The 25,332-nt window shown below is 73.8% G+C and carries 21 protein-coding genes; 9 read left to right on the top strand and 12 right to left on the bottom strand.

What is annotated here, in order from left to right; all coding sequences use genetic code 11:
* Positions 1–41: 41 nt before the first annotated feature.
* The 4 genes from pruA to ACIGG8_RS23685 form a co-directional block, all read right to left on the bottom strand.
* On the bottom strand, positions 42–1,667 hold the full coding sequence (gene pruA / locus ACIGG8_RS23700) for an L-glutamate gamma-semialdehyde dehydrogenase (RefSeq protein ID WP_396550621.1): 1,626 nt from the start codon (positions 1,665–1,667) through the stop codon (positions 42–44).
* A gap of 130 nt (positions 1,668–1,797) precedes the next feature.
* Complete coding sequence (locus ACIGG8_RS23695) at positions 1,798–2,454, bottom strand: HAD family hydrolase (protein WP_396550515.1); 657 nt, start codon at positions 2,452–2,454, stop codon at positions 1,798–1,800.
* A 122-nt stretch (positions 2,455–2,576) separates the two neighbouring features.
* Positions 2,577–3,086: a DUF6912 family protein gene (locus tag ACIGG8_RS23690; protein WP_350521757.1), complete on the bottom strand. Its 510-nt coding sequence runs from the start codon at positions 3,084–3,086 to the stop codon at positions 2,577–2,579.
* 117 nt (positions 3,087–3,203) lie between these two features.
* Positions 3,204–4,364 (bottom strand): patatin-like phospholipase family protein, encoded by a 1,161-nt coding sequence (locus ACIGG8_RS23685; protein WP_396550513.1) that lies wholly within the window; start codon positions 4,362–4,364, stop codon positions 3,204–3,206.
* Between the two features lie 362 nt (positions 4,365–4,726).
* Here ACIGG8_RS23685 and ACIGG8_RS23680 point away from each other — a divergent pair, with 362 nt between their 5' ends.
* Positions 4,727–5,209: an Rv3235 family protein gene (locus ACIGG8_RS23680; protein ID WP_350521755.1), complete on the top strand. Its 483-nt coding sequence runs from the start codon at positions 4,727–4,729 to the stop codon at positions 5,207–5,209.
* A 77-nt stretch (positions 5,210–5,286) separates the two neighbouring features.
* On the opposite strand, the gene secA is transcribed toward ACIGG8_RS23680, so the two are convergent.
* The gene (gene secA, locus ACIGG8_RS23675; protein WP_396550511.1) at positions 5,287–8,049 is read right to left on the bottom strand and encodes a preprotein translocase subunit SecA; all 2,763 of its coding nucleotides are present in this window, start codon (positions 8,047–8,049) and stop codon (positions 5,287–5,289) included.
* Positions 8,050–8,291: 242 nt separating this feature from the next.
* Here secA and ACIGG8_RS23670 point away from each other — a divergent pair, with 242 nt between their 5' ends.
* Together ACIGG8_RS23670 and ACIGG8_RS23665 are read left to right on the top strand one after the other, a co-directional pair.
* On the top strand, positions 8,292–8,849 hold the full coding sequence (locus ACIGG8_RS23670) for a GNAT family N-acetyltransferase (protein ID WP_396550509.1): 558 nt from the start codon (positions 8,292–8,294) through the stop codon (positions 8,847–8,849).
* Between the two features lie 65 nt (positions 8,850–8,914).
* Complete coding sequence (locus ACIGG8_RS23665) at positions 8,915–10,126, top strand: winged helix-turn-helix domain-containing protein (RefSeq protein WP_396550507.1); 1,212 nt, start codon at positions 8,915–8,917, stop codon at positions 10,124–10,126.
* Positions 10,127–10,178: 52 nt separating this feature from the next.
* Here ACIGG8_RS23665 and ACIGG8_RS23660 read toward each other — a convergent pair whose 3' ends face one another.
* Together ACIGG8_RS23660 and hpf are read right to left on the bottom strand one after the other, a co-directional pair.
* Positions 10,179–10,931 carry a response regulator transcription factor gene (locus ACIGG8_RS23660; RefSeq protein WP_350521751.1) on the bottom strand — a complete coding sequence of 251 codons (753 nt, stop codon included), beginning with the start codon at positions 10,929–10,931 and terminating at the stop codon, positions 10,179–10,181.
* Between the two features lie 202 nt (positions 10,932–11,133).
* On the bottom strand, positions 11,134–11,823 hold the full coding sequence (hpf, locus tag ACIGG8_RS23655) for a ribosome hibernation-promoting factor, HPF/YfiA family (protein ID WP_396550505.1): 690 nt from the start codon (positions 11,821–11,823) through the stop codon (positions 11,134–11,136).
* Between the two features lie 368 nt (positions 11,824–12,191).
* On the opposite strand from hpf, the gene ACIGG8_RS23650 reads away from it, so the two are divergent.
* Positions 12,192–12,914: a phosphoribosyltransferase family protein gene (locus ACIGG8_RS23650; RefSeq protein ID WP_350521749.1), complete on the top strand. Its 723-nt coding sequence runs from the start codon at positions 12,192–12,194 to the stop codon at positions 12,912–12,914.
* 116 nt (positions 12,915–13,030) lie between these two features.
* Here the strand turns inward: ACIGG8_RS23650 and ACIGG8_RS23645 are convergent, their stop codons facing one another.
* From ACIGG8_RS23645 to mtrA, 3 genes are read right to left on the bottom strand one after another with little or no spacing between them, the layout of a single operon-like run.
* Complete coding sequence (locus tag ACIGG8_RS23645) at positions 13,031–14,923, bottom strand: LpqB family beta-propeller domain-containing protein (RefSeq protein WP_396550503.1); 1,893 nt, start codon at positions 14,921–14,923, stop codon at positions 13,031–13,033.
* The gene (gene mtrB, locus ACIGG8_RS23640) at positions 14,898–17,003 is read right to left on the bottom strand and encodes an MtrAB system histidine kinase MtrB (RefSeq protein WP_396550501.1); all 2,106 of its coding nucleotides are present in this window, start codon (positions 17,001–17,003) and stop codon (positions 14,898–14,900) included. The genes ACIGG8_RS23645 and mtrB overlap by 26 nt, the downstream gene beginning before the upstream one ends.
* 1 nt (position 17,004) lies before the next feature.
* Entirely contained in the window at positions 17,005–17,682 is a 678-nt protein-coding gene (gene mtrA / locus ACIGG8_RS23635) for an MtrAB system response regulator MtrA (protein ID WP_030061806.1), read from the bottom strand.
* A 288-nt stretch (positions 17,683–17,970) separates the two neighbouring features.
* Between mtrA and ACIGG8_RS23630 the strand changes: the two genes are divergently transcribed.
* The 5 genes from ACIGG8_RS23630 to ACIGG8_RS23610 all read left to right on the top strand — a co-directional run bounded on the left by ACIGG8_RS23630 (position 17,971) and on the right by ACIGG8_RS23610 (position 23,515).
* Positions 17,971–19,143, top strand: a complete 1,173-nt coding sequence (locus ACIGG8_RS23630) for a glycerophosphoryl diester phosphodiesterase membrane domain-containing protein (RefSeq protein WP_396550499.1) — start codon at positions 17,971–17,973, stop codon at positions 19,141–19,143.
* Between the two features lie 5 nt (positions 19,144–19,148).
* Positions 19,149–19,856: a DUF4129 domain-containing protein gene (locus tag ACIGG8_RS23625; RefSeq protein WP_396550497.1), complete on the top strand. Its 708-nt coding sequence runs from the start codon at positions 19,149–19,151 to the stop codon at positions 19,854–19,856.
* Entirely contained in the window at positions 19,853–21,073 is a 1,221-nt protein-coding gene (locus ACIGG8_RS23620) for a DUF4350 domain-containing protein (protein WP_396550495.1), read from the top strand. Before ACIGG8_RS23625 ends, ACIGG8_RS23620 begins: the two co-directional genes overlap by 4 nt.
* Positions 21,070–22,083 carry an AAA family ATPase gene (locus ACIGG8_RS23615; RefSeq protein ID WP_396550493.1) on the top strand — a complete coding sequence of 338 codons (1,014 nt, stop codon included), beginning with the start codon at positions 21,070–21,072 and terminating at the stop codon, positions 22,081–22,083. The genes ACIGG8_RS23620 and ACIGG8_RS23615 overlap by 4 nt, the downstream gene beginning before the upstream one ends.
* Positions 22,084–22,204: 121 nt before the next feature.
* On the top strand, positions 22,205–23,515 hold the full coding sequence (locus tag ACIGG8_RS23610; RefSeq protein WP_396550491.1) for a DUF58 domain-containing protein: 1,311 nt from the start codon (positions 22,205–22,207) through the stop codon (positions 23,513–23,515).
* An 18-nt stretch (positions 23,516–23,533) separates the two neighbouring features.
* On the opposite strand, the gene ACIGG8_RS23605 is transcribed toward ACIGG8_RS23610, so the two are convergent.
* Both ACIGG8_RS23605 and ACIGG8_RS23600 read right to left on the bottom strand, forming a co-directional pair.
* Entirely contained in the window at positions 23,534–24,691 is a 1,158-nt protein-coding gene (locus ACIGG8_RS23605) for an RNA polymerase sigma factor (protein ID WP_396550620.1), read from the bottom strand.
* 8 nt (positions 24,692–24,699) lie between these two features.
* A complete protein-coding gene (locus tag ACIGG8_RS23600) occupies positions 24,700–25,107 on the bottom strand; it encodes a YciI family protein (RefSeq protein ID WP_396550489.1) in 408 nt (135 codons plus the stop codon).
* Positions 25,108–25,332: the final 225 nt, after the last annotated feature.

Here is a 25,332-nt window from a genome sequence, read left to right as displayed (position 1 = left end):
GTCCTGGACAGCATGTCCAAACCGGAGGCTGATGTTCACTCTCAGCCCATGTGGGGGTAGCCGTGGTGGGTCGGCGGCACGAAGGACTCCTTGATCGACCGTGCCGAGGTCCACCGCAGGAGGTTCTGGGCGGCCCCCGCCTTGTCGTTGGTGCCCGACGCCCGGCCCCCGCCGAAGGGCTGCTGGCCGACCACGGCGCCGGTGGGTTTGTCGTTGATGTAGAAGTTCCCGGCGGTGAAGCGCAGCTCCTCCACGGCCTGGGCGATGGCGTAACGATCCTGCGCGATCACCGAGCCGGTCAGGCCGTACGGGGCGGCGTCGTCGATCCGCCGGAACACGTCGTCCCAGCGGGAGTCCTCGTAGACGTGGACGGCGAGGATCGGGCCGAAGTACTCGGTCCGGAAGATCTCGCCGCGGTGGTCGGAGGAGACCAGCACGGTGGGCCGGACGAACCAGCCGATCGCGCCGTCGTACTGGCCGCCCGCCGCCAGCTCGACCGTCGGGTCGGCCTTGGCGCGGTCGATGGCGTCCCGGCTCTTCTCGAAGGCGCGCCGGTCGATCAGCGCGCCCATGAAGTTGGACAGGTCGGTCACGTCGCCCACGGCGAGCGCGTCCACCTCGGCCAGGAGGTCGTCCTTGATCTTCTGCCAGAGGCTGCGCGGCAGGTACGCGCGGGAGAGCGCGGAGCACTTCTGGCCCTGGTACTCGAAGGCGCCGCGGATCAGCGCGGTCCTGAGGATGTCCGGGTCGGCCGAACGGTGCGCGAGCAGGAAGTCCTTGCCGCCGGTCTCGCCGACGATCCGCGGGTACGTGCGGTAGCCGCCGATGTTGGCGCCGACGGTCTGCCACAGGTGCCGGAAGGTGGCGGTGGAGCCGGTGAAGTGCAGCCCGGCGAGCGCCTGGTCGGCCAGCGCGACCGGGGAGACCTGCAGGCCGTCGCCGGTTACCAGGTTGATCACCCCGGGCGGCAGGCCGGCCGCCTCCAGCAGCCGCATCAGGTGGTACGCGGCCAGGGTCTGGGTCGGCGCGGGCTTCCAGACCACGGTGTTGCCCATCAGCGCGGGGGCGGTGGGCAGGTTGCCCGCGATCGCGGTGAAGTTGAACGGCGTGATCGCGTAGACGAAGCCCTCCAGCGGGCGGTGGTCCGTGCGGTTCCAGACGCCGGGCGAGGAGATCGGCTGGTCGGCCAGGATCTGCCGGGCGAAGTGGACGTTGAAGCGCCAGAAGTCGATCAGCTCGCAGGCGGAGTCGATCTCGGCCTGCTGAACGGTCTTGGACTGGCCGAGCATGGTGGCCGCGTTCAGCGTCTCCCGCCAGGGACCGGAGAGCAGGTCGGCGGCGCGCAGGAACACCGCGGCACGGTCGTCGAAGGAGAGCGAGCGCCACTGCCGCCCGGCGGCCAGCGCCGCGTCCACCGCCGCCCGGGCGTCCTCCCGGGTGGCGTTGCCGAGCACGCCCAGCTTGGCCGCGTGGTGGTGCGGCTGGACCACCTCGATCCGCTCGCCGCCGCCGAACCGCTGCTCGCCGCCGATGGTCATCGGCAGCGGGACCTGTTCGGCCGCCAGCTCGTCCAGCCGCCGGACCAGCCGGTCCCGCTCCGGGCTGCCGGGCGCGTACGCGTGCACCGGCTCGTTGACCGGGGTCGGCACCTCGGTGACTGCGTCGATGGGCATGGCGGCTCCGTCCTGCTGGCTGATCGGCTGTCGGTCCAGCCTGACCAGCGACGGCCCTATCCGCCCGTTCAGACACGCGGACGGCGGACGTGGCGCCCGCCACTGCGGCCCCGGCCGGGCGCGCTCAGCCGGTGATCCGGCCCGCCAGCTCGACCGCCTCGGCGAGGGTGTCCACCACCGGGACGCCGACCGGCTCCAGCTTCTCCCTGGTGTGCGAGCCGCCGGTGTACAGCACGGCGTGCGCGCCCACGCTCAGCGCCGCCAGGGCGTCGTCCGCGGCGTCGCCGATCAGCACCGTACGGGCCGGGTCCACCTGCTCGCCGAGCGCCGCCAGGTGCCGGACCAGGTGCTCCGCCTTCTGCCCGCCGGCCGGGCCGCTGCGGCCGTCGACCCGCAGGAAGTGGCCGGTCAGGCTGAAGGTGTCGACCAGCGGCACCAGCTGCTCGTGCACGTACAGCGACAGCAGCGACTGGCTGTGCCCGGCCGCCTCCCAGCCGGCCACCAGGTCGCGGGCGCCCTCCGTCAGCCCGCAGGACGGGCTCAGCTCGCGGTAGCGGTCGTGGAAGGCGTCGTCCAGCTTCAGCCACTCCTCCGTGGAGGGGTCCCGGCCGAGCAGGCGCCGGTAGAAGCGCGGGATCGGGATCTCGTACTGCTCGCGGTACTCCTGCAGGCTCATCGGCCCGACGCCGATGGTGGCGAAAGCGGCATTGCTCGCCCCGAGCACTGCTTCCATGTCGTGGAAGAGAGTGCCGTTCCAGTCCCAAACGATGTGAGTGCGCACGGGGAACAACGGTAACGCCGGGCACCGGCACGCCGGTAGGGCGGAGCTCACGCACCCGCCCCGGGGCACCCCTCCGTCGGGCACCCGTCGCGTACTCGCCGTGCACCCGTCGTGCACCCGCCTCAGGCGAGCAGCGCGGGGATCTCCTGGGTGGCGAACCAGAGCAGGTCGTGGTCCTCGGCGCCGTCCACGGTGAACTGGGCGTCCTGGTCGCCCGCATCGGCCGCGGCGACCGCCGCCACCGCCGCGGCGACGTCCGTGACCACCTCGTCGTCGGACACGTCCGCGTGCACCGCCGCCGCCTTGGCCAGCCGCACCGGACCGGCCAGCACCACCCGGCCCAGCGAGGCCTGGTCCTGGTACTCGTCACCCGGGAACGGCCCCACCGAGCCGTCGGCGACGTCCAGCGCCACCACGACCCGGCGGCGCGGGGCGTCCGGGTCGGCGGCCAGCAGCCGCAGCGAGGCCTGGGCGGCGCGGTTCAGCGCCGCGTACTCCAGCTCCTCGATGTCGTCGCTGACGTACCACTCGCGCAGCGCGGGCGTCACGGCGTACGCCGCGGACTGCTCCAGGGCGCCGCCCTCGTGCGCCGCCGCCAGGCCGGTCAGGGTGGTGGGCACGTACACGCGCATCGGTGGCACTCTCCGGTTCGGTCCAGCGGGCTTCGTCCAGCGGAACGGATTCTCCAGCGCCCCAAGAATAAGCTCCGCCGGGCTCCCGTGATCACCTCCGGTTCCGGGTCCGGCCGATCACCGCACGGCCCGCAACGCCTCCCGGCTGGTGCGCAGGGCGCACTCCAGGACCGCGCCGCGGCGGGCCGGGTCCATCATGTTCGGGCCCATCACCGCGAGGTCTGCCAGGGTCGGCGCGAGCAGCTGCACCCGGACGCCCTCGGCCCGCAGCAGCGCGGCCTCGCGCAGCAGCTGCCGGGTGACGGCGCGGCGGTAGCGGCTGACCAGCTGCGCCAGCACTCCGCGCGGACGGTCCCGGGCGCGCCACTCGCGCAGCGCGGCCAGGGTGTCGCGCCCGCGTGCGGCCGGCCCCGCCCCGTCGGCGCGCACGGCCCGCTCCACCCGCTCGGGCCGGGGATCCAGCCGCAGGGCCATCGGGGCCAGCACGTACACCTCGTCCAGCCCCCGGCCGAGCAGCAGGTCGGCGTTGGTGGCCGACCAGCAGCCGCCGTCCACGTAGGCCGAGCCGTCCAGGCGTACCGGAGCGAACCACCCGGGAATCGCGCAGGAGGCCATCACGGCGTCGGCGACCGCGACCGCCGGGGCGTCCGGGTCGCCGAAGACCACCCGGCGGCCGTTGCGGTAGTCCACGGCGGCGACCCGCAGGGGCGAGCCGACGGCGTCACCGGCGCCCACGGCCCGGGGGTCCACGTCCGCGGCGCACGTGTCCGGAGCGGCCGCGCCCGGCCAGCCGCCCGGTCCGAGCAGGCCGCGCACCAGCTCGCCGACCGGCGCCAGCGAGCCGCGGCCGTGCGGCGCCATCGCCGAGACCATGGTCAGCAGGGGGTACTCGCGCGGGTGCCGGACGGCGTCGCGCAGCAGGTCGGGCGAGCCGATGCCGGCCCGGGGGCGGGGCGGTGTCGCACCGCCGACCGCCGTTTCGTAGTCGAAGGCGATCCCGGCCAGCGGGCCGTCCTCGATCGGCAGGCCGCGCTGGTGGTCGCGCAGCTGCTCGGGACGGACACCGCCGGACAGCATCGCCGCGAGGATCGCGCCCGCCGAGGTGCCGAGCAGGACGTCGGCGTCGCCCGGCTGCCGACCGGCGGCCTCCTCGACGGCGCACAGCGCGCCGACCGTCCAGGCCGCTCCGAGCATCCCGCCGCCGCCCAGGACCAGGCCGCGACGGGGTGCGCCCCCGGCGCGCGCGGCGGTGTCCGCGCCCGCCGGGGTCGGCACCACTACTGCCCGTGTCGTCATTCCGGCCGCCCGTCGTCGCGGGGAGGCGGCTGCCCCGCTCCCCTCGGTTCCCGGTCAGGCTCCGATGGTGCGCGCCGGGCAGGGACGGCGCAATGCGACAGCCCGGCGCCGCCACCCGGTCCGCCCAGCCGGAGCGTCCCCTTTTGGGCCGTACGGCTCGCCGCCGCACGTCAACCGAGCGCCACGGGGCCACCGCGCCGACCCGTCGCCGCACTGGCCGGTTCACCCGGATAGGTGAACTCGCAGACCGGCTCCGGCCGCCCGGGAAAGGCGTTGCGGCCCCGCGCGGCACGCCGCCAGCCTGAGACCCGTCCGTACTCGCACCACCCAGTCGAGGAGCCCCCGTGACCGCCCGTCCCCACGCCCGCCCCGAGGCCCGTCCCGACGCCCGCCGCGCCGCCCACCCGCACCACCGCCCGCGCACCGCCGACGGCGGCGCCTGCGACCCGGCCGGGCGCCGTCCCCGGCACCCGCGCGCCGCCTGCACCGGCACTCCCGGGCACGACCCCCGGGCGCTGGCCTCCCGGTTCGCCCACCAGCTGGTCGAGGTGCTGACCGGCGTCCGGCCCTCCGGCCAGCTGATGCGGCACACCAGCCTGGACGGCTACGGGCAGCTCGCCTCGCTGGTCCGGACGGGCGCGCTGCGCCGCGGCGGGGCCGCCGACCGGCCGAGGCTCGGCCCGGTGCACGACCGCTCGCCCTCGCCCGACGCCGTCGAGGCCTGCGTCCGGGTCGACCTCGGCCGGCGGCACCACATGGTGGCCTTCCGGCTGGAGCAGCGCGGCCCGGCCGGGCAGTGGCAGTGCACCGCCGTGGAGGCCCGGTGACCGCGCACGGCCCGGGAACGGCGCAGGGCGCCGCCCCCGTCCGGGAGCGGCGCCCTGCGTGGCGTCCTGCGGCCTGCTCAGGCCTTGCGGCGACGGCCCTTGGCCGACTTGGCGGCCTTGCGGCGCTCGGCGCGGGTCATCCCGTCGCCCTCGTCCTCCGGCGCGAGGTCCTCGAAGTCGCCCTCGACCACGCCGCCGCCGATCTCGTCCGAGGGGGCGGTGTAGTGCAGCCGCTGCGGCTTCGGGGCCTCCAGGCCCTTGGCCTTGATCTCCGGGCGGGCGGCGTCCTTCTCCAGCTTGTCGAGCACCACCTGGGCGTCCTCGACCGGGACCTCCTCGACCTGCTGCTCGACCTGGACCTCCAGGTTGAACAGGTAGCCGACGGACTCCTCCTTGATGCCCTCCATCATCGCGGTGAACATGTCGAAGCCCTCGCGCTGGTACTCGACCAGCGGGTCGCGCTGCGCCATGGCCCGCAGGCCGATGCCCTCCTGGAGGTAGTCCATCTCGTAGAGGTGCTCGCGCCAGCGGCGGTCCAGCACCGACAGCACGACCCGGCGCTCCAGCTCGCGCATGATCTCCGCGCCGAGCTGGTCCTCGCGGGCGCCGTACTGCCCCTGGATGTCCTCCTGGACGACCTTGACCAGGAACTCCGGGGTCAGGCCGGCCGTGCCGCCGGCCTCCTCCTCCAGGTCCGCCAGGTCCAGGGTGACCGGGTAGAGCTGCTTGAGCGCGGACCAGAGCTTGTCCAGGTCCCAGTCGTCCTCGAAGCCCTCGCCGGTGGCCGCCTTGACGTAGGCCTCGACGGTGTCGTCCATGAAGTGGCCGACCTGCTCCTGCAGGTCCTCGCCCTCCAGCACGCGGCGGCGCTCGCCGTAGATGACCTCGCGCTGGCGGTTGAGCACCTCGTCGTACTTGAGGACGTTCTTGCGGATCTCGAAGTTCTGCTGCTCGACCTGGGTCTGCGCGGACGCGATCGCGCGGGTGACCATCTTGGACTCGATCGGCACGTCCTCGGGCACGTTGGCCATCGAGAGCACGCGCTCGACCATGCCGGCCTTGAACAGGCGCATCAGGTCGTCGCCCAGCGACAGGTAGAAGCGGGACTCGCCCGGGTCGCCCTGACGGCCGGAGCGGCCGCGCAGCTGGTTGTCGATCCGGCGGGACTCGTGCCGCTCGGTGCCGAGGACGTAGAGGCCGCCGGCCTCCTTGACCTCGTCCTGCTCGGCCTTGACCGAGGCCTTGGCCTTCTCCAGCGCGGCCGGGAAGGCTGCCTCGTACTCGTCCGGGGTGTCCGTCGGGGTGAGCCCGCGCTGCGCCAGCTCGGCGGCGGCCAGGTGGTCGGCGTTGCCGCCCAGCATGATGTCGGTGCCGCGGCCGGCCATGTTGGTGGCGACGGTGACGGCGCCCTTGCGGCCGGCCTGCGCGACGATCTGCGCCTCGCGCTCGTGGTGCTTGGCGTTCAGCACCTCGTGCGGGATGCCGCGCTTGCGCAGCTCCTGCGACAGGTACTCGGACTTCTCGACCGACACGGTGCCGACCAGCACCGGCTGGCCCTTCTCGTGCTTCTCGGCGATGTCCTCGACCACGGCGGCGAACTTGGCCGGCTCCGACTTGTAGATCAGGTCGGGCTGGTCGATGCGCAGCGGCGTCTTGTTGGTCGGGATCGGCACCACGCCGAGCTTGTAGATCTGGTGGAACTCGGCGGCCTCGGTGGTGCCGGTACCGGTCATGCCCGCGAGCTTGTCGTACAGGCGGAAGAAGTTCTGCAGGGTGATGGTGGCCAGGGTCTGGTTCTCGTTCTGGACCTCCACCCCCTCCTTGGCCTCGATCGCTTGGTGCATGCCCTCGTTGTAGCGGCGGCCCGCCAGGATGCGGCCGGTGTGCTCGTCGACGATCATGACTTCGCCGTTCATGACGACGTAGTCCTTGTCCGCCTTGTAGAGCTCCTTCGCCTTGATGGCGTTGTTCAGGAAGCCGACCAGCGGGGTGTTCACCGACTCGTAGAGGTTGTCGATGCCGAGGTAGTCCTCGACCCGGCTGACGCCCTCCTCCAGGATGCCGACGGTGCGCTTCTTCTCGTCGACCTCGTAGTCGCGGTCGATCTTCAGGCGCAGCACCAGCTTGGCGAAGTCGGCGTACCACTTGGTCGCCTGGTCGGCCGGGCCGGAGATGATCAGCGGGGTGCGGGCCTCGTCGATGAGGATCGAGTCGACCTCGTCGACGACCGCGAAGTTGTGGCCGCGCTGGACGAGTTCGTCCTTCGACCAGGCCATGTTGTCGCGCAGGTAGTCGAAGCCGAACTCGTTGTTCGTGCCGTACGTGATGTCCATGCCGTACTGGCGCTTGCGCTCGGCGGGCGTCATGTTGCCCAGGATCACGCCGACTTCGAGGCCGAGGAAGCGGTGCACCCGGCCCATCCACTCCGAGTCGCGCTCGGCGAGGTAGTCGTTGACGGTGATCAGGTGGACGCCCTTGCCGGTCAGCGCGTTCAGGTACGCGGGCAGGGTGCCGACGAGGGTCTTGCCCTCACCGGTGCGCATCTCGGCGACGTACCCGAAGTGCAGGGCCGCGCCACCCATGAGCTGGACGTCGTAGTGCCGCTGTCCGAGCACGCGCTTGGCGGCCTCGCGGACGGTGGCGAACGCCTCGGGGAGGATGTCGTCCAGGCTCTCGCCGTCGGCGAGGCGCTGCTTGTACTCGTCGGTCAGCGCGCGCAGCTCGGCGTCGGTGAGGTTGACGAAGTCCTCTTCGATGGAGTTGACCTGGGCAGCAATCCGCTGCAGCTTGCGAAGGATCTTGCCTTCGCCTGCGCGCAGGATCTTGTCGAAGACGGACACTTGAGCGGGCTCCTTGCCTGTATTGGCACTGGACGACTGCACGGCGGGTCCACCCCACCGCACGGGCCATCGTATGCGAGGAGTCCAATGCCCCGGGAGGTGCGTCAGCACGGTATTCCCGTGTCACCCGCGCGAGCACATGGCCCGATAGCACCGTCCACCGGGACAAATCGGTCGACGGGCCGAGGAGTTGGCCCCTAAAACGGATGCCTGCTATTCCGTTCCGGAGAAATAATCCGTTCATGGAAGAGCCCCGAAGCGAACCGGCCACCCTCACCACCGAGCGCCTCGTGCTGCGCGCCCCGGGGGAATCGGACATCGACGCCGTCTTCGCCGCCTGCCAGGACGCGGAGATCCAGCGCTGGACGGTCGTCCCCTCCCCGTACCGGCGCGAGGACGCGGAGTTCTTCGTGCGCGATCTCGCCGTCGACGGCTGGCGCACCGGCGCGAACCGGATCTGGTGCGTCTTCGAGCGCGGGTCCGGCGCCCTGGTCGGCTCGCAGGGCCTCGTCCTGCGCGAGAACGACCCGGGCTGCGCCGAGATCGGCTGGTGGGCCACGAAGGAGTTCCGCGGCCGCGGCTACACGGTCGAGGCCGCCCGCGCGGTCTCCCGCTTCGGCCTGCGCGAGCTCGGCCTGCGCCGCCTGGAGTGGATGGCCTACGTCGGCAACGACGGCTCCCGCGCGGTCGCCGAGCGGGTCGGCTACCGCTTCGAGGGCACGATGCGCTCGTACGCCGAGCAGCGCGGCGTCTTCCACGACGCCTGGGTCGCCTCGCTGCTGGCCTCCGACCTGGACTGAGGCGGTCCCGGGGCCGCCCCCGGCGCCCGGGACGGCTGTCAGTAGCCGGGGCTACGCTCGCCGGCATGACCGCCGCAGCCCCGCACAGCGCCCCCGTCACCGTCCTGAGCGCCGACGACGCCCGCCGGATCGCCCTGCGGGCCCAGGGCCTGCTCGGCGCGCCCGACCGCCGGGCCGGGGTGCGCGGGGTGCTGCGGCACCTGGGCGCCGTCCAGCTGGACACCATCTCGGTGCTCGCCCGCTCGCACGAGCTGGTGCCGTACGCCCGCCTCGGCGCGGTCGGCCGCCCGGCCGTCGAGGCGGCGTACTGGGGCGGCGGCACGAGCTTCGAGTACTGGTCGCACGCGGCCTGCGTCCTGCCGGTCGAGGAATGGCCGCTGTTCGCCTTCCGGCGCCGCCGCTACCGCGACCGCGGCCACCTCTGGGGTCACCAGGTCACGCCCGAGGCCTACCGGCTGGTACTCGACCGGCTGCGCGCCGAGGGGCCGCTGACCTCCACCGAGCTGGGCGGCGCCAAGAAGACCGCCGAGTGGTGGGACTGGTCCGACACCAAGATCGCGGTCGAGCGGGCGCTGGCCTTCGGCGACGTGGTCTGCACCGAGCGACGGAGCTGGAAGCGGGTCTACGCGCTGGCCGAACAGGCCATCCCGGACGCACTGTTCGGGCAGGAGCGGTCGGACGGGGAGTGCGTGCGCACCCTGGTCGCCCAGGCCGGCGCCGCGCTCGGCGTGGCCACCCGGGCCGATCTGCTGGACTACCACCGGCTGCGCGCCGAGGAGTTGGACCCGGTGCTCGCCGACTGCGGGCTCGTCGCGGTCGAGGTGGCCGGGTGGGGCCCGGACGGCACCCCGGCCCCGGCCTGGGCCGACCCGGCCGCCCTGGCCACCACCCCGCGCGGACGCCACCGCACCACGCTGCTCTCACCGTTCGACTCGCTGATCTGGGACCGCGCCCGCACCGAGCGGATCTTCGGAATGTCGCACCGGCTGGAGGCCTACACCCCCAAGCACAAGCGGGTGCACGGCTACTTCGCGATGCCGCTGCTGGCCGGCGGCCGCCTGGTCGGCCGGGTCGACCCGGCCCGCGAGGGCCGCACCCTGATCGCCCGACAGGTCTCGCTGACCGACGACCGGGGCCGCGGCACCCGGCACCTCGAACCGCTGGCGACGGCCCTGCGCGAGGCGGCGGCCTGGGTCGGCTGCGACACCGTACGGGTCGAGGCGCTGCACGACGAGCGGCTGCGCCCGGCCCTGGAGAAGCTGCTCGCGGACGGGTGAGCCCGGCCACGCGGGAGCGGCCGGCCGGGCGGGTGAGCCCGGCCGGCCCGGCTCACCCTATTTCGAGGATCTTCTCCCGCATCGCGTACACCACGGCCTCCATCCTGGAGTGCAGTTGGAGCTTCTCCAGGATGTTGCGCACGTGGTTCTTCACGGTGTTCTCGCTGATGAACAGCTCCTTGGCGATCTCCCGGTTGTTCATCCCGGTCGCCACCAGCTTGAGCACCTCCAACTCCCGGTCGGTGAGCCGGGGTGCGGGCACCAGGTCCCGGTCGTCGGAGCGGCGCTGGATCATCGACTTGAACTCGGTGAGCAGCTTGGAGGCCATCGAGGGGCTGATCTGCGACTGCCCGTCGGCGACCGCGCGGATCGCGGTGGCGACCTCGTCGGTGGAGATCTCCTTCAGCAGGTAGCCGGTGGCGCCCGCCTTGATCGCCTCGTAGAGGTCAGCCTCCTCGTCGCTTATCGTCAACATGATGATCTTGGTGCTGGGCGCCACGTCCTTGATCGCCGTGCAGGCCTCGATCCCGCTGCGGCGCGGCATCCGGACGTCCATCAGGATGATGTCGGGCAGCAGGTCGGCGGCCTTCAGCACGGCCTCGGCGCCGTCCCCCGCCTCGCCGACGACCTTGATGTCCGGCTCCTCCGCCAGGACGATCTCCAGCCCCCGCCGGAACAGCGCGTGGTCGTCCACCACCAGCACACGGATCGGCTCACCCCGGTGCGGCGCGTACGCGGGCTCCTCCTCCGGCCCCAACGGCAGCCCGGGCCCAGCCGCGGGCCCCAGCCCGAAGTGATCCCCCATCCGCTCCTCCCCCTTCGCGGGTCGTCGTGCGCCAATCATTCCACGCCCGGGCCCCGCCACGGTCACCCTCCGGTGCCAATTCCCTCGCATCGGGTGACCCCTGCCCCGGGACCCGACCGCGGTCGAACCATCCGCCCCCCGAACGCCGGTGACCCCGGTGGCCGCGGCCACCGGGGTCACCCCTCCATCGCTGCTCGGACGGTCAGTCCTCGTCGCCCCCGCCGATCGCGCCGCCCGCGCCACTGCCCGGCCCGGCCTGCAGGTCCGTCTGCAGGTGGATGACACCGTAGTTGTAGCCGTGCCGGCGGTAGACGACGCTGGGCAGGCCGCTGTCCTTCTCCACGAAGAGGTAGAAGTCGTGGCCGACCAGCTCCATCTCGTAGAGCGCCTGGTCCAGCGCCATGGGGGCGGCCGGGTGCGTCTTCTCCCGGACCACCAGCGGGCCTTCGCCCTCCACCTCCAGGGATCCCATCATGGTCTTGCGGACGGCGCCGTTCGTGCCGCCCTCCAGCGACGGCTCCGGCAGCGCGGCCAGGGCCGCGGTCGCCTCGGCGACGCTGATGGGGGTGCGGCCGTTCGCGCCGCCCTTGTGCACCCGGCGCCGGTCCGCGGACTTGCGCAGCTGCGCGTCGAGCTTCGCCGAAGCCAGGTCGAGCGCCGCGTACGGGTCACCGGCGGCGGCTTCGGCCCGGATCACCGGCCCACGGGTACGGAGGGTGATCTCCACCCGCTCCGACCGGTCGGCCTGCCGCGGGTTGTGCTCCTTGGACACCTCGACGTCGAGGCTGATCACCTTGCCGTCGAACTTCTGGACCTTCTCCAGCTTCTCGGCCACGTGCTCGCGGAACCTCTTGGGCACCTCGGTCTTGCGGCCCTTGACGACGATGTCCACGCAGAACTCCGATCCCTCGTGCTGACGCCGATCCGGGTGCTACCGGATCGGGCTGAGACCCAGCTGGACCAGCCCATCCACTGCCGGCCCCCCGCCCCCGCCAGCGGCGGGAAACGACTGGCCCTCACCTCACTTCCTCCCCACCAGGGACGGTTGAAACCCCCCTGGTGCCTTATCGAACACCTCACGCGGGGTTTTCGCCTCCCCGGGCGGGAAGGGGGGTATGACCCGATACTGCGATCGGGCGGTCAAGCTGTTGCACCCTGTCTACCCTCCCCAGGGTGAAGTATGGGTAAATACCTGGACAACGACCCCCATACGGCGCATCCTTTGCTCACTCCCCGTGCCTGTCGCCGCCAGGAGCAGCCGTGCCGCCGCATCCCCCCACCATCCGTCCACCGTCCGCACACGGACCGTTCGGCCACGCACTGGCCGGGCTGCTGGACGTCCTGCTCCCCGCGAACTGCGCCGGCTGCGGCAGCGAACGCACCCAGCTCTGCCCGGCCTGCCGCCGGGTCCTCGCCACCGCGCGGCCCGGCCCGACCCTGCTGCCCTGGGCGCACGCCGCCGCGCCGTACGCCGACCCGGTCCGGCAGTTGCTGCTCGCGCACAAGGAGCGGGGCGCCCTGCGGCTGGCCGGTCCGCTCGGCGAGGCCCTCGGCCGGGCGGTGCGCTCCGCGCTGGGGCCGCGGGCCGGTGCCGCCCCGCTGCTCCTGGTGCCGATGCCCTCGACCCGCGCGGCCGTCCGCGCCCGCGGGCACGACCCGACGCTGCGGCTGGCCGGGGCCGCCGCCCGCTCGCTGCGCCGGGCCGGCCTGGACGCCCGGGCCGCGTCGATGCTGCGTCACGCCCGACCGGTCGCCGACCAGACCGGGCTGAACGCGGCGGAGCGCCGCCGCAACCTGCACGGAGCGCTCACCGTGCTGCCGCGCGCGCGGGCGGGACTGGCGGGGCGTCACCCCGTCCTGGTGGACGACCTGGTGACCACCGGGGCCAGCCTCGCCGAGGCCGCCCGGGCGCTGGCCGACGCCGGCCTGCCGGCCCGGGCAGCCGCCACGGTCGCCGCGACCGAGGTGCACCCGGCGGGGTGACGGGGGGCCGAGCGGCGGCCGCGGGGGCGTCAGCCCGTACGGACGGCGCGCCGGACCGGCCCGGACGGCGTGTCGGCCCGCGCGGACGCGGCGTCAGCCCGCGTCCGGACCCGCCGTCAGCCCGCGTAGAAGAAGGACCGCGGCTTGTCGATCAGCGGGGCCTCCCGCCACTGGTTGTTGACGAGGCGGTAGGCCTTGAGCTCGCTCGGCTTGCCGTCCGGCTGCTTGACCTCCGCCATCGCGAGCACCGGCGGCGCCTGGGTCAGGCGGTCGCCCCGGGACTCCGAGGCCGCGACGGTCATCATGCTCTCGGCGCTCTGCAGCTGGGTGTCCGTGCTCTGCGACCCGTCGGTGCTGATGAAGTAGAGCTGCTGGGTCCGGTCGGCCTCCTTGCCCAGCACCAGCAGCTGGTCGGTCTCCGCCCAGGACACCGAGGCGACGTCGGTGAGCGTGGGGGCCGCCCGGCGCAGCCCGGTGATCTTCACCGTCGGTGCCTGCGGGGTGCCGCCGTGCACCACCAGGCCGAACATCAGCGAGCGGATGGCCACGCCCGGGGTCTTGACCACCAGGGCCACCCGGACGCCGTCCGAGGAGATCTTCAGCGACTGCACGGTCTGCCCGGTCAGGCCCTCGACCGGAACGGTGTACGACTTGTTGCCGCGCACCATGACCACCCGCTGCCCCTGCTGGTTGCGGTCCACCACCCACAGGTCGCTGCGGCCGTCCCAGCTGGGCGAGGCGAAGCCGTCCTCCTTGTCGCCGGACTTCGCCTGCGAGGTGAGCACCGGATCGCCCAGGCCCACCGCGGCGTCCGTCAGCGGCACCGAGTAGACCTGGTGGCCGTCCTCGCTGATCGCGGCGGCCTGGGAGCCGCTCCGGCTGACCGCGATGGCGCCCAGCCCCGGCTTGGTGTTCGACTGCGGTCGGCCGAGGATCCCGTGGACCGGGTCCCCGGGGCGGCCCTCGTCGGTCGCCACCAGGGCGCCGTCGGCACGCTGGTAGTACTGCGTCGTGGGCGTCGGCCCGGCCAGGGCGCCCGGGCCGGTGGCCGGCACGTCGGTGCGGCTGGCGGTGCAGGAGCCGCGCTGTCCCTTCAGTTCCAGCCGCTCGACCTGGCCCTTGCCCTGGTCGGCGAGGGTGTAGAAGAGCTGGGTCGCCATCCGCCGGCACGCCATCGGCTCGCTGACGTCCGCCTCGCCGAGCTGCACGTGGGCGACCCGGCTGTCGTCGATGGTCACCCGGTCGACCCTGGCGCCGTTCGGGAAGGCCGTCCGGACCACCGGCGAGAGCCAGGTCGAGGGCCCGTCGGCCAGCGCCTGGGCGGCCGTGGTCAGCGGGTCTATTCGGCGCCGCAGGTAGATCGGGTCGGCGACCAGCACCTCCTGGCCGGCGTTGCCGGAGGCCACCGCGGACGGGTCCGGCGCGGTGTAGAAGAACCGCTCGACCTGCCGGAAGCTGTTCCGGAAGTTGGTCTCATTCATGATCACGCCGGGCGGCAGCTTGTCGATCCGCCACTCGCCGTCCTTCTCCCGGACGAAGGTGAAGTCGGACGAGACGTTGTTGTTCTGCCCGGCCACCTGCAGGTACGAGCGCTTCTCGTCGACGCTGGCGACCAGCTGCCCGCTCACCGTCACCGTGGCCTGGGCGTCGGTGTCGACGACGTCCTGGCCACCGGGGATGGTCGTGGACGAGAGCACCCGGATCCCGGCCTCCGGCTTCCAGGCCGCGGCGGCGCTCTCGGTGAGGTACTTGCGCGCGGTCTCGTACCCCTCGTCGGCGGTCACCGCGTCCAGGAACCCGGTCAGCAGCTCGCGCGGCTTGGCGCCCTTGCCCGGCGCCACCGGGTAGACCCTGGCCTGCAGGTTCTTGTCCGCCGAGCCCTGGGACAGCTCCACCTTGGTGATGCCGCCGGAGTCGGGCATGGCCGCGCAGCCGCTCGCCGTCAGGGCGAGCAGCGCGCCGGCCACCGCGAGGAGCCGCGGCTCAGTCCTGTTGCTCGTCCCTCGCACGCTGCGACCCCTCCACGTCCGTCCCACCCGTCATGTCCGGCTCCGCCGTCCGCTGTGCCACCGACGGCCGTCCGGGCGTCGGGTCCACCATGACCTGGGCGCCGGTCGCCCCGTAACCCGCCCCCGCCGTCCGCACGTCCGAGGGGTCCGAGCGCGGGCCCTCGGGCATCCGGCTCCGACCGAGGCCGGGGCCGATGTTCAGCACCCCGCCGAGCCCGCTGCCGAAGCCGGCTCCGCCGCCGTCCGGCGCCTCCGTGGGCTCCTCGGCGACGGCCATCGCCGTCGAGCCGACCGGGCTGATCGCCCGACGGTACGGCATGCCGTACGTGCCCAGTCCCCGGTTGTTGCGGGAATCCTCCGGTTCGAGGCGGAACGGCGCCCGGGAGATCTCGCCGCCGCGGGTGCGCGGCAGGGTGAGCCGGAAGTGCGACCCGCCGCCGGGCTCGCCCCAGGCCTGGAGCCAGCCGCCGTGCAGGTGGGCGTCCTCGACCGCGATGGACAGGCCGAGGCCGGTGCCGCCGGTGGTCCGCACCCGGGACGGGTCGGCCCGCCAGAAGCGGTGGAACACCCGGGACGCCTCGCCCGGCTTGAGGCCGATGCCGTAGTCGCGCACGCCGACCGCGACCGCGCCGTCCGCCGAGCCCAGCCGGACCACCACGTCGCGGCCCTCGCCGTGCTCCAGCGCGTTGACCACCAGGTTGCGCAGGATGCGCTCGATCCGGCGGGAGTCCACCTCGGCCAGCACCGGCTCGCCGTCGCCGCGGATCACCACCGCGCTGCCCTTGGCCTCGGCCAGCGGCTCGGCGGCCTCCACCACCCGGCCGACGATCTCCCGCAGGTCGACCGGCTCGGCGTCCAGGATGGCGGCGCCGGCGTCGAAGCGGCTGATCTCCAGCAGGTCGGCGAGCAGCGACTCGAAGCGGTCCAGCTGGCCCTGCAGCAGCTCCGCGGAGCGGGCCGCCATCGGGTCCAGGTCCTCGCGGCTGTCGTAGATGAGGTCCGCGGCCATCCGCACCGTGGTCAGCGGGGTGCGCAGCTCGTGCGAGACGTCCGAGACGAACCGCCGCTGCACCCGGGACAGCTCCTCCAGCTGGCGGATCTGTGCCTGCAGCGCGTTGGCCATCCGGTTGAACGACTCCCCGAGGCGGGCGATGTCGTCCGTCCCGGTCACCTTCATCCGCTCTTCCAGGTGCCCGTCGGCGAGCCGCTCGGAGATCCCGGCGGCCATCCGGACCGGGGTGACCACCTGGCGCACCACGACCCAGGCGATGCCGCCCATGAGGATCACCACGAACACGCCGGCGGTCGCCAGGGTGCCGGTGACCAGGTTGAGGGTGTCGGTCTCCTGGCCGAAGGAGAACACGTAGAACATCTGGTAGCTGTTCCCGGCCGGACCGACGAACTGCATGCCGAGGGCCAGCCCGGGCTCGGACTTCACGCTGCTCTCGGGCGCGCGGTGGATCCGGGTCGGCTGGTCGAACATCTGGCCGGGCTCGGACATGAGCTTGGCCCGCAGGGTGTCCGGGATGCTGCTGGGCTGGATGTCGCCCGAGTAGCGGGGCGCGAAGCCCCCGGTGTCCGGGACGACGGCGCCGGTGCCGGGCGCCATCGCGATCACCGAGTAGACGGTCTGCCCGCTCCCGGCCAGGTCGTTGACCTGCCGCAGCAGCCAGGTGCCGGTCTCGTCGACGGTCGGGTCGGCGGTGCCCCGCAGCTTCTGGTCCCTGGCCTCGTCGATCTTCTTCTGCTCGACCTGGAAGCCGATCCTCGCCTGCGCCCGCGCGGCGTCCATCTTGGTGTCGAGCAGGCCGGTGCGCACCTGCGCCACCACGACCACGCCCAGCACCAGGACCACCGCGATGGAGGCCAGCAGGGACACCGCGACCACGCGCAGCTGGATCGACCGCCGGTACAGCGCGGTCACCCGGTGGGCGGGTCGGCGCAGCTGACGCTTCACCAGCCCGATCAGGCCGGACGGGCCGCGTCGGCGGCGGGTGGTCGAACTCAGCACGTCCCCGCGCACGGCCCCGGCCCCGTCGGTCGCGGTACCCGACGGGGTCTCGTCAGCCCGGTCCGTCACGTCAGCTGGGTCCGGCCTTGTAGCCGACGCCGCGGACGGTCACCACGATCTCGGGGCGCTCCGGGTCCTTCTCGATCTTGGAACGGAGGCGCTGCACGTGGACGTTGACCAGGCGGGTGTCCGCCGCGTGGCGGTAGCCCCAGACCTGCTCCAGCAGCACCTCGCGGGTGAACACCTGCCAGGGCTTGCGGGCGAGCGCGACCAGCAGGTCGAACTCCAGCGGGGTCAGCGGGATGCCCCGGCCGTCTCGCTTCACGGAGTGACCGGCCACGTCGATCACCAGGTCGCCGATGGTCAGCTGCTCGGGCGTCGGCTCCTCGGCGCGGCGCAACCGGGCACGCACCCGGGCCACCAGCTCCTTGGGCTTGAACGGCTTGGTGACGTAGTCGTCGGCACCCGACTCCAGGCCCACCACGACGTCGACCGTGTCGGTCTTCGCGGTCAGCATGACGATCGGGATGCCGGACTCGGCCCGGATCTGCCGACACACGTCGATGCCGTCCCGACCGGGCAGCATCAGGTCGAGCAGGACCAGGTCGGGTTTGGTCTCCCGGAACGCGGCTAGCGCCTTGTCCCCGTCGGCGACGAAAAACGGCTCAAAACCCTCACCACGCAGCACGATGCCGAGCATCTCGGCCAGTGCGGAGTCGTCATCAACGACGAGGACGCGTCCCTTCATGCGTCCATCCTCTCATTACCGGATTGTGACCTGCCGCACAGCAGTGCCATTGCTCCAGAACGGCCAACTCCCGCAGCCGGTGAATTCCGGCCATACCGGGCGAATGACCCCCGGTGGAGCACCTCCGAACCGTCCACGGCCCGCCGCCCGCGCCACCGCGGCCACCCGTTGCCGATCAGCAACCGGATCCCCATGGGGCCTGCTACCACCCCATGGCACGATTGGCGCTGCGCGCGGGTGGAAGATCCATCCGCAGTCGCGCCCACGACGCCCCTCCGAGGAGCAGTGATGACCGACACTCCGGGCTGGGCCTCGCCCGGCTCGTCCGAGCCACCCCGCGACGGCGTCCGGCCCCCGGTCGACGCGCCCGCCGCCGTGCCCGGGCCGTCGGCACCACCGCAGGCCACCCCCGGCTGGAACGCCCACCCGGGCGAGCAGGCCCGTCCGCAGTGGGGACAGCAGCCCCCCGGCAGCCGGCAGCCGTACGGCTGGGGCGCGCCGCAGAGCCCCAAGCCCGGCGTCATCCCGCTGCGCCCCCTCGGCATGGGCGAACTGCTCGACGGCGCCGTCAGCACCGTCCGCCGGCAGTGGCGGACGGTACTCGCCCTCTCGCTCGGCATGGCGGTGATCGCCCAGGGCGGCACCGTCGTGGTCGATCTGCTGGTCAAGGGCAAGACCGGCACCGCCACCCAGGCCCTGCGGCTGGTGGCCGCCCTGCCGCTGCAGCTGCTGCTCGACGTGCTCGCCGCCGCGCTGCTCACCATCGTCGTCAGCCGCGCCGTGCTCGGCCGCTCCGTGACCGCCGGCGAGGCCTGGCGCGACGCCCGCCCGCGCCTCCTGCAGCTGCTCGGGCTCACCCTGCTCACCGCCCTGATGGGCCCCGGTGTGGCCCTGCTCGGCTTCGCCCCCATGTTCGGCTACAGCGCCGGAGGCGCCGACGAGCCCGCGACCACCGCGCTGCTGTCCCTGGTCGGCCTGCTGGCCCTGCCGGTGGCCGCCTGGCTGTGGATCCGCTACAGCCTCGCCGCCCCCGCGCTGATGCTGGAGAAGCAGGGCGTGACCGCCGCGCTGTCGCGCTCGCGGCGCCTGGTCCGCGGCTCCTGGTGGCGGATCCTCGGCATCACGCTGGTCAGCAAGGTGCTGTCGATCGTCGTCGCGGTCGTCATCGCCGTCCCGTTCCGCTTCCTCGGCGTACTGCTGGGCCTCGACAGTTTCGCCGGCCAGGGCCTGACCGCCGCCGCCCATGAGGGCGCCGGAATGGTGGCCCTCATGGCGGTCGCCGGGATCATCGCCGGCACCCTCACCACCCCCTTCATGGCCGCCGTCGGCGTCCTGCTCTACGTCGACCAGCGGATCCGCCGCGAGGCCCTGGACATCGAGCTCGCCCGCGCCGCCGGCCTGCCCGAGTACGGCGGCACCGGCTGGGGCGGACAGGCCGACCAGCCCCCGGCGGGGCGCTGAACCGGATGCCTACCTGGGGGGACAGGCTCCTCGCCGCGGGCGGCGCCCCGGTCACCGTTCCGCGCGACCCCGCGCGCGACGCCGCCCGGGACGAGCTGCTCGACGCCGAGTACCACAAGCACGACCCGTCGGTCCTGCAACGGGCGATGGACTGGTTCTGGGACCACATCTCCAGCGCGCTCAGCGGCATCTCCGGCGACGGCACCGACGGCACCACCGGCCTGGTGCTCTTCCTGATCGTCGCGGTGCTGATCGGCGCCGCACTGTGGTGGCGCCTCGGCGCGCCCCGCCGCGCCGCCCGCACCCTCGGGGACGTGTACGGCGTCGAGGGCCCGCGCAGCGCCGCGCAGTACCGGGCGGACGCCGCCGGACACGCCGCCGCCGGGCGCTGGACCGAGGCCGTCCGCGAGCAGATGCGCGCCCTGGTGCGCGCCCTGGAGGAGCGGACCCTGCTCGACTCCCGCCCCGGCCGCACCGCCGACGAGGCCGCCGCCGAGGCCGGCCGGGCGCTGCCCGAGCACGCCGCCGCCCTGTCCGCGGCCGCCCGGACCTTCGACGACATCGCGTACGGCGAGCGCACCGCCGACCAGGCCGCGTACCGGCTGCTGCACGAGCTGGACCGGACGCTGGAGCGCTCCCGTCCCGTCCTCGCACCGGGCCCGCCGGCCGTCCCGGCCCCCGTGCCGAACCAGGCCCCGGGAGGAACGGCATGACCGCCACCGCCCCCGCGCCGCCGGTGGCCGGGACGCCCCCCGGCGCCGCCCCGACCAGCCTCGCCCCCACCGGGCGCGGCCTGTGGCGCCGCGCCCGCTGGTACCTGGCCTTCCTCGGCGCCCTGCTGATCGGCACCCTCCTCGTGACCTCCCTCGGCCGGGACCACCTCTACCCGCCGCTCGACCCGCGCTCGTACGACGCCGACGGCGCCCACGCCGTCGTCGCGCTCCTCGAACGCCAGGGGCTCACGGCCGAGTTCACCAGCGACCCGACCGGCAACCCGGCCGGTCCGGACACCCTCGTGCTGCCCGAGCCCGACCTGCTCTCCGCCGACCAGCTGCGCGCCGTCGCGGCCGCCCGGCACCGGCGGCTGGTCCTGATCGCCCCGGGCCCGGCCGCCCTCACCGCGCTCGCACCCGGCATCCGGCTGTCCGAGGAGGACGGCGGCCTGCCGTACGCCTCCGTCCGCAGCACCGACGCGGACTGCTCGCTCATCGAGGCCGCCCGGGCCGGCAGCGCCCACCTCGGCGGCATGCTCTACACCAGCGGCAGCCGCGGCGAGGGCTGCTACCCGCGCGGCCACGGCTACCCCCTGGTCGGCACCCGGAACGACGACGGCGGCGACGTCGTCGTGCTCGGCAGCGGCGCCTTCCTGCAGAACGGAAAGCTCGCCGCGGACGGCGACGCCGCCCTCGCGCTCGGCCTGCTCGGCTCGCAGCCCCGCCTGACCTGGCACCTGCCGGACTACTCGGCCCCGCTCGCCGAGGGCAACGGCTTCAAGAGCTTCGAGGACTACATCCCGGGCGGCTGGCACTGGGCCTACTACCAGCTCGTCGTCGCCGCCGGGCTCGCCGCCCTCTGGCGCGGCCGACGGCTCGGGCCGGTGGTCAGCGAGGACCTGCCCGTGGTGGTCCGCGCCTCCGAGACCACCGAGGGCCGGGCCCGCCTCTACCGGCGCGCCAAGGCCCACGGCCACGCCGCCGAGGCCCTGCGCCGCGCCGCCGCCCACCGCCTCGCCCCGGCCCTGGGCGTCCCGCTCCGAGCCGGCGCGCCCGACCCCGAAGCACTCTGCGCGGCCGTGGCCGACCGGCTCCCCGACCGGCCCGCCGGGGACGTCCGGGCCCTGCTGTACGGCCCGCCCCCGACCGACGACGCCGCACTGCTGCGGCTCGCCGACGACCTCGACACCCTCGAAAGGCAGGTACGGAACCCGTGACCGACCAGGCAACCGCCCAGCTCCGCACCGTTCCCGGCACGGCGACCGCCACCCCCGGCAGCACCGACCCGCGGGCCGCGCTGACCGCCCTGCGCGCCGAGATCGGCAAGGCCGTGGTCGGCCAGGACGCCGCCGTCACCGGGCTGGTGGTCGCGCTCCTCTGCGGCGGCCACGTGCTGCTGGAGGGCGTCCCCGGCGTCGCCAAGACCCTGCTGATCCGCACCCTCTCCACCGCGCTCAGCCTGGAGACCAAGCGCATCCAGTTCACCCCCGACCTGATGCCCGGCGACGTCACCGGTTCGCTCGTCTACGACGCCCGCACCGCCGAGTTCTCCTTCCAGCCCGGCCCGGTCTTCACCAACCTGCTGCTCGCCGACGAGATCAACCGCACCCCGCCGAAGACCCAGGCCGCCCTGCTGGAGGCCATGGAGGAACGCCAGGTCACGGTCGACGGCGAACCGCGTGCGCTGCCCGTCCCGTTCCTGGTCGCCGCGACCCAGAACCCGGTCGAGTACGAGGGCACCTACCCACTGCCCGAGGCCCAGCTGGACCGCTTCCTGCTCAAGCTGGTCCTGCCACTGCCCGACCGCGACCAGGAGTTCCAGGTCCTCGCCCGGCACGCCGCCGGCTTCGACCCCCGCGACCTCGCCGCCGCCGGCGTCCGTCCGGTCGCCGGCCCCGAGCACCTCGCCGCCGCCCGCGCGCAGATCGCCAAGCTGACCGTGTCCCCCGAGGTCCTCGCCTACATCGTCGACCTCTGCCGGGCCACCCGGCAGTCCCCGTCGCTGTCCATCGGCGTCTCCCCGCGCGGCGCCACCGCCCTGCTCGCCGCCTCGCGGGCCTGGGCCTGGCTGGCCGGCCGCGACTACGTCACCCCGGACGACGTGAAGGCGCTCGCCCTGCCCACCCTGCGGCACCGGGTCGCGCTGCGCGCCGAGGCCGAGATGGAGGGCGTCACCGCGGACTCCGTCATCCAGGCGGTCCTCGCCCAGACGCCCGCACCCCGCTGACCGGACCGGTCCACCCGCCCCTCCCGATCCCGCCCGATCCGCCCGATCCATCGCCCGCGCCCCGTCGCCCGTCGTCCCGTCGCGGGCCCCGGGGCGACGGGTCTCCGAAGGAGCGCACCGCATGGCCCTCACCGGGCGAACCGCCCTGCTCGCCGCGCTCGGCGCGCTCGTCGTGGGCCTGCTGCTGCCGTCGACGTCCGGGATCTGGCTGGTCACCGGCGTGGTCCTGCTCGCCGCCGCGGTCGACCTGGTGCTCGCCGCCCCCGTCCGCGAGCTGCGGTTCGAGCGGGGCGGCGACACCACCGTCCGGCTCGGCGAGCCCGCGTCGGTCGAGTTGACCGTCACCAACCCCTCCGGGCGCCTCCTCCGCGCCCTGGTCCGGGACGCCTGGGCACCGTCGTCCTGGCGCCCCGGCACCGCCGAGACCGCCTCCCGGCACACCCTCACCGTCCCGGGCGGCGAACGGCGCCGGACCGTCACCGTGCTCGGCCCGACCCGCCGCGGCGACCACCACGCCCACCGGGTGACGGTCCGCTCGTTCGGCCCGCTCGGCCTCGCCGCCCGCCAGGGCTCCCACCTGGTCCCCTGGACGGTCCGCGCGCTCCCCCCGTTCGCCAGCCGCAAGCACCTGCCCTCCCGGCTCGCCCGCCTGCGCGAACTCGACGGCCGCACCTCGGTGCTGACCCGCGGCCAGGGCACCGAGTTCGACTCCCTGCGCGAGTACCTGCCCGGCGACGACGTCCGCTCCATCGACTGGCGCGCCAGCGCCCGCCGCAACACCGTCGCCGTCCGCACCTGGCGCCCCGAACGCGACCGCCACATCCTCGTCGTCCTCGACACCGGCCGCACCTCGGCCGGCCGCGTCGGCGACGCCCCGCGACTGGACGCCGCCCTCGACGCGGCCCTGCTGCTCACCGCGCTCGCCACCCGCGCCGGGGACCACGTCGACCTGCTCGCCCACGACGCCGTCAAGCGCGCCGCCGTGGCCGGTTGTTCGGCGCACGAGGTGCTGCCCGCCTTCACCAACGCCATGGCCGGCCTGGAGCCCGCACTGCACGAGACCGACATGCGCTCGCTGGTCTCCACGGCCCTCAAGATGGCGCCGCACCGCTCGCTGATCGTCCTGCTCACCGGCCTCGACGCGGCGCCTGTCGAGGACGGCCTGCGCCCATTGCTGCCGCTGCTCACCAAGCGCCACGAGGTCGTCCTGGCTTCCGTCGCCGACCCTCGGCTGGACGTCCTCGCCGCCGGCCGCGGCACCGTCGAGGCGGTCTACGGCGCGGCGGCCGCCGAGCAGACCCGCGCCGACCGCCGCACCACCGCCGACCGCCTCACCCGGCACGGCGTCACCGTCCTCGACGCCCCGCCCGCGCGGATCGCCCCGGCCCTGGCCGACACCTACCTGGCACTGAAGGCGGCCGGCCGCCTCTGACACGCCCCGGCAGGCGCCTCAGCGTGACCCACGGGCGTTCAACCCCGCATTGAGCCGGGCCGCCTGACGCGTCAGGTAGTCGCGCTCGGCGAGGTTGGACGCCTTGTGCGCCGCCTCGACGTACAGCCGTGCCGCCGTCCCCGGATCGCCGTCGCGCTCGTGGAGGTACGCCGCCACCGCGGTGTGGCGGGGCAGCGAGTCGTCGAGCTCCGCGAGCGCCGCCAGCCCGGCCCGCGGACCGTCCGCCTCGCCGACCGCCACCGCACGGTTGAGCCGGGCCACCGGACTGTCCGTCAGGCGCACCAGCTCGTCGTACCACTCGACGATCTGCACCCAGTCCGTCTCCCCGGCCGTGGGCGCGTCGGCGTGCAGCGCGGCCACGGCGGCCTGGGCCTGGAACTCGCCCAGCCGGTCGCGCCCGAGGGCCCCCTGCAGGATCCGGACGCCCTCGGCGATCAACCCGGTGTCCCACCTGCTCCGGTCCTGCTCGGCCAGCGGCACCAGGCTGCCGTCGGGCGCGGTCCGGCCGGCCCGCCGGGCGTGGTGCAGCAGCATCAGGGCCAGCAGTCCCGCCACCTCGGGGTGGTCGATCGCGGCCGCGAGCTGCCGGGTGAGCCGGATGGCCTCGGCAGCGAGGTCGACGTCCCCGGAGTAGCCCTCGTTGAACACCAGGTACAGGACCCGCAGCACGGTGGAGAGGTCACCGGGCTGGTCGAACCGCACGCCGGACACGGTGCGCTTGGCCCGGCTGATGCGCTGGGCCATGGTCGCCTCGGGCACCAGGTAGGCCTGAGCGATCTGGCGGGTGGTCAGACCGCCCACGGCCCGCAGGGTGAGCGCCACCGCCGAGGACGGCGTCAACGACGGGTGGGCGCACAGGAAGTAGAGCCGGAGCGTGTCGTCCACCTCGGTCGCCGGCCCCGGCTCCGGCTCCTGGTCGACCAGGTCCTCACGCCGGCGTCGAGCGGTGTCCGACCGCGCCGCGTCGAGGAACTTGCGCCAGGCCACGGTGACCAGCCAGCCCTTGGCATCACGGGGCTGATCATCCGGCCAGACGCGGACCGCCTCGACCAGCGCTTCCTGCACGGCGTCCTCGGCCGCCGCGAAGTCGGCTCCGCGGCGGACGAGGATCCCGAGCACGCTCGGTGTGAGGCTCCGGAGCAGGGCCTCGTTCATCGGGAGGGTCACTCCGTGATGGTCGGCGGCTCGGCCAGGAACGGACGCAGCTCCAGCCACTCGTGGATCGGCTCGCCGCCGGCCCCCGGCGCCGCCGACAGCTCACCGGCCAGTTCGACGGCACGCTCGTAACTGTCGACGTCGATCACCATCCAGCCGGCGATGAGGTCCTTGGTCTCCGCGAACGGACCGTCGGTGACCGGCGGGCGGCCCTCGCCGTCGTACCGCACCCATGTCCCCTCGGGGGCGAGCGCCTGGCCGTCGACGAACTCGCCGGTCTTCTCCAGACGGGCCGCGAAGTCCTGCATGTACCGGATGTGCGCGGAGATCTCCTCCGGCGTCCACCGGTCCATCGGCACGCAGTTCACCGCGTCCGGGGCGCCTCGGTAGTGCTTGAGCAGCAGGTACTTGGCCATCGTGCTTCTCCCTCGATGCTGGTGCCACCCATTGTGGGCCGCTCTCACCCCGGGGACGGAGCGGACCACGGGTTCTCGACACCGCCGACCAAGATTTTTTCGAGAAGCTTCCGCCCGGCCTCCCGCGCAGGTCCGGAAATGCAAAGAACCCCTGATCCGAGTGGATCAGGGGTTCTTTGGAATGATTGTTCGGCGGCGTCCTACTCTCCCACAGGGTCCCCCCTG

The sequence above is a fragment of the Kitasatospora sp. NPDC085464 genome (assembly GCF_044541955.1).
GTDB lineage: Bacteria > Actinomycetota > Actinomycetes > Streptomycetales > Streptomycetaceae > Kitasatospora.
Note: the sequence above shows the minus strand (reverse complement) of the source record. Positions and strands in the feature narration are given on the sequence as shown.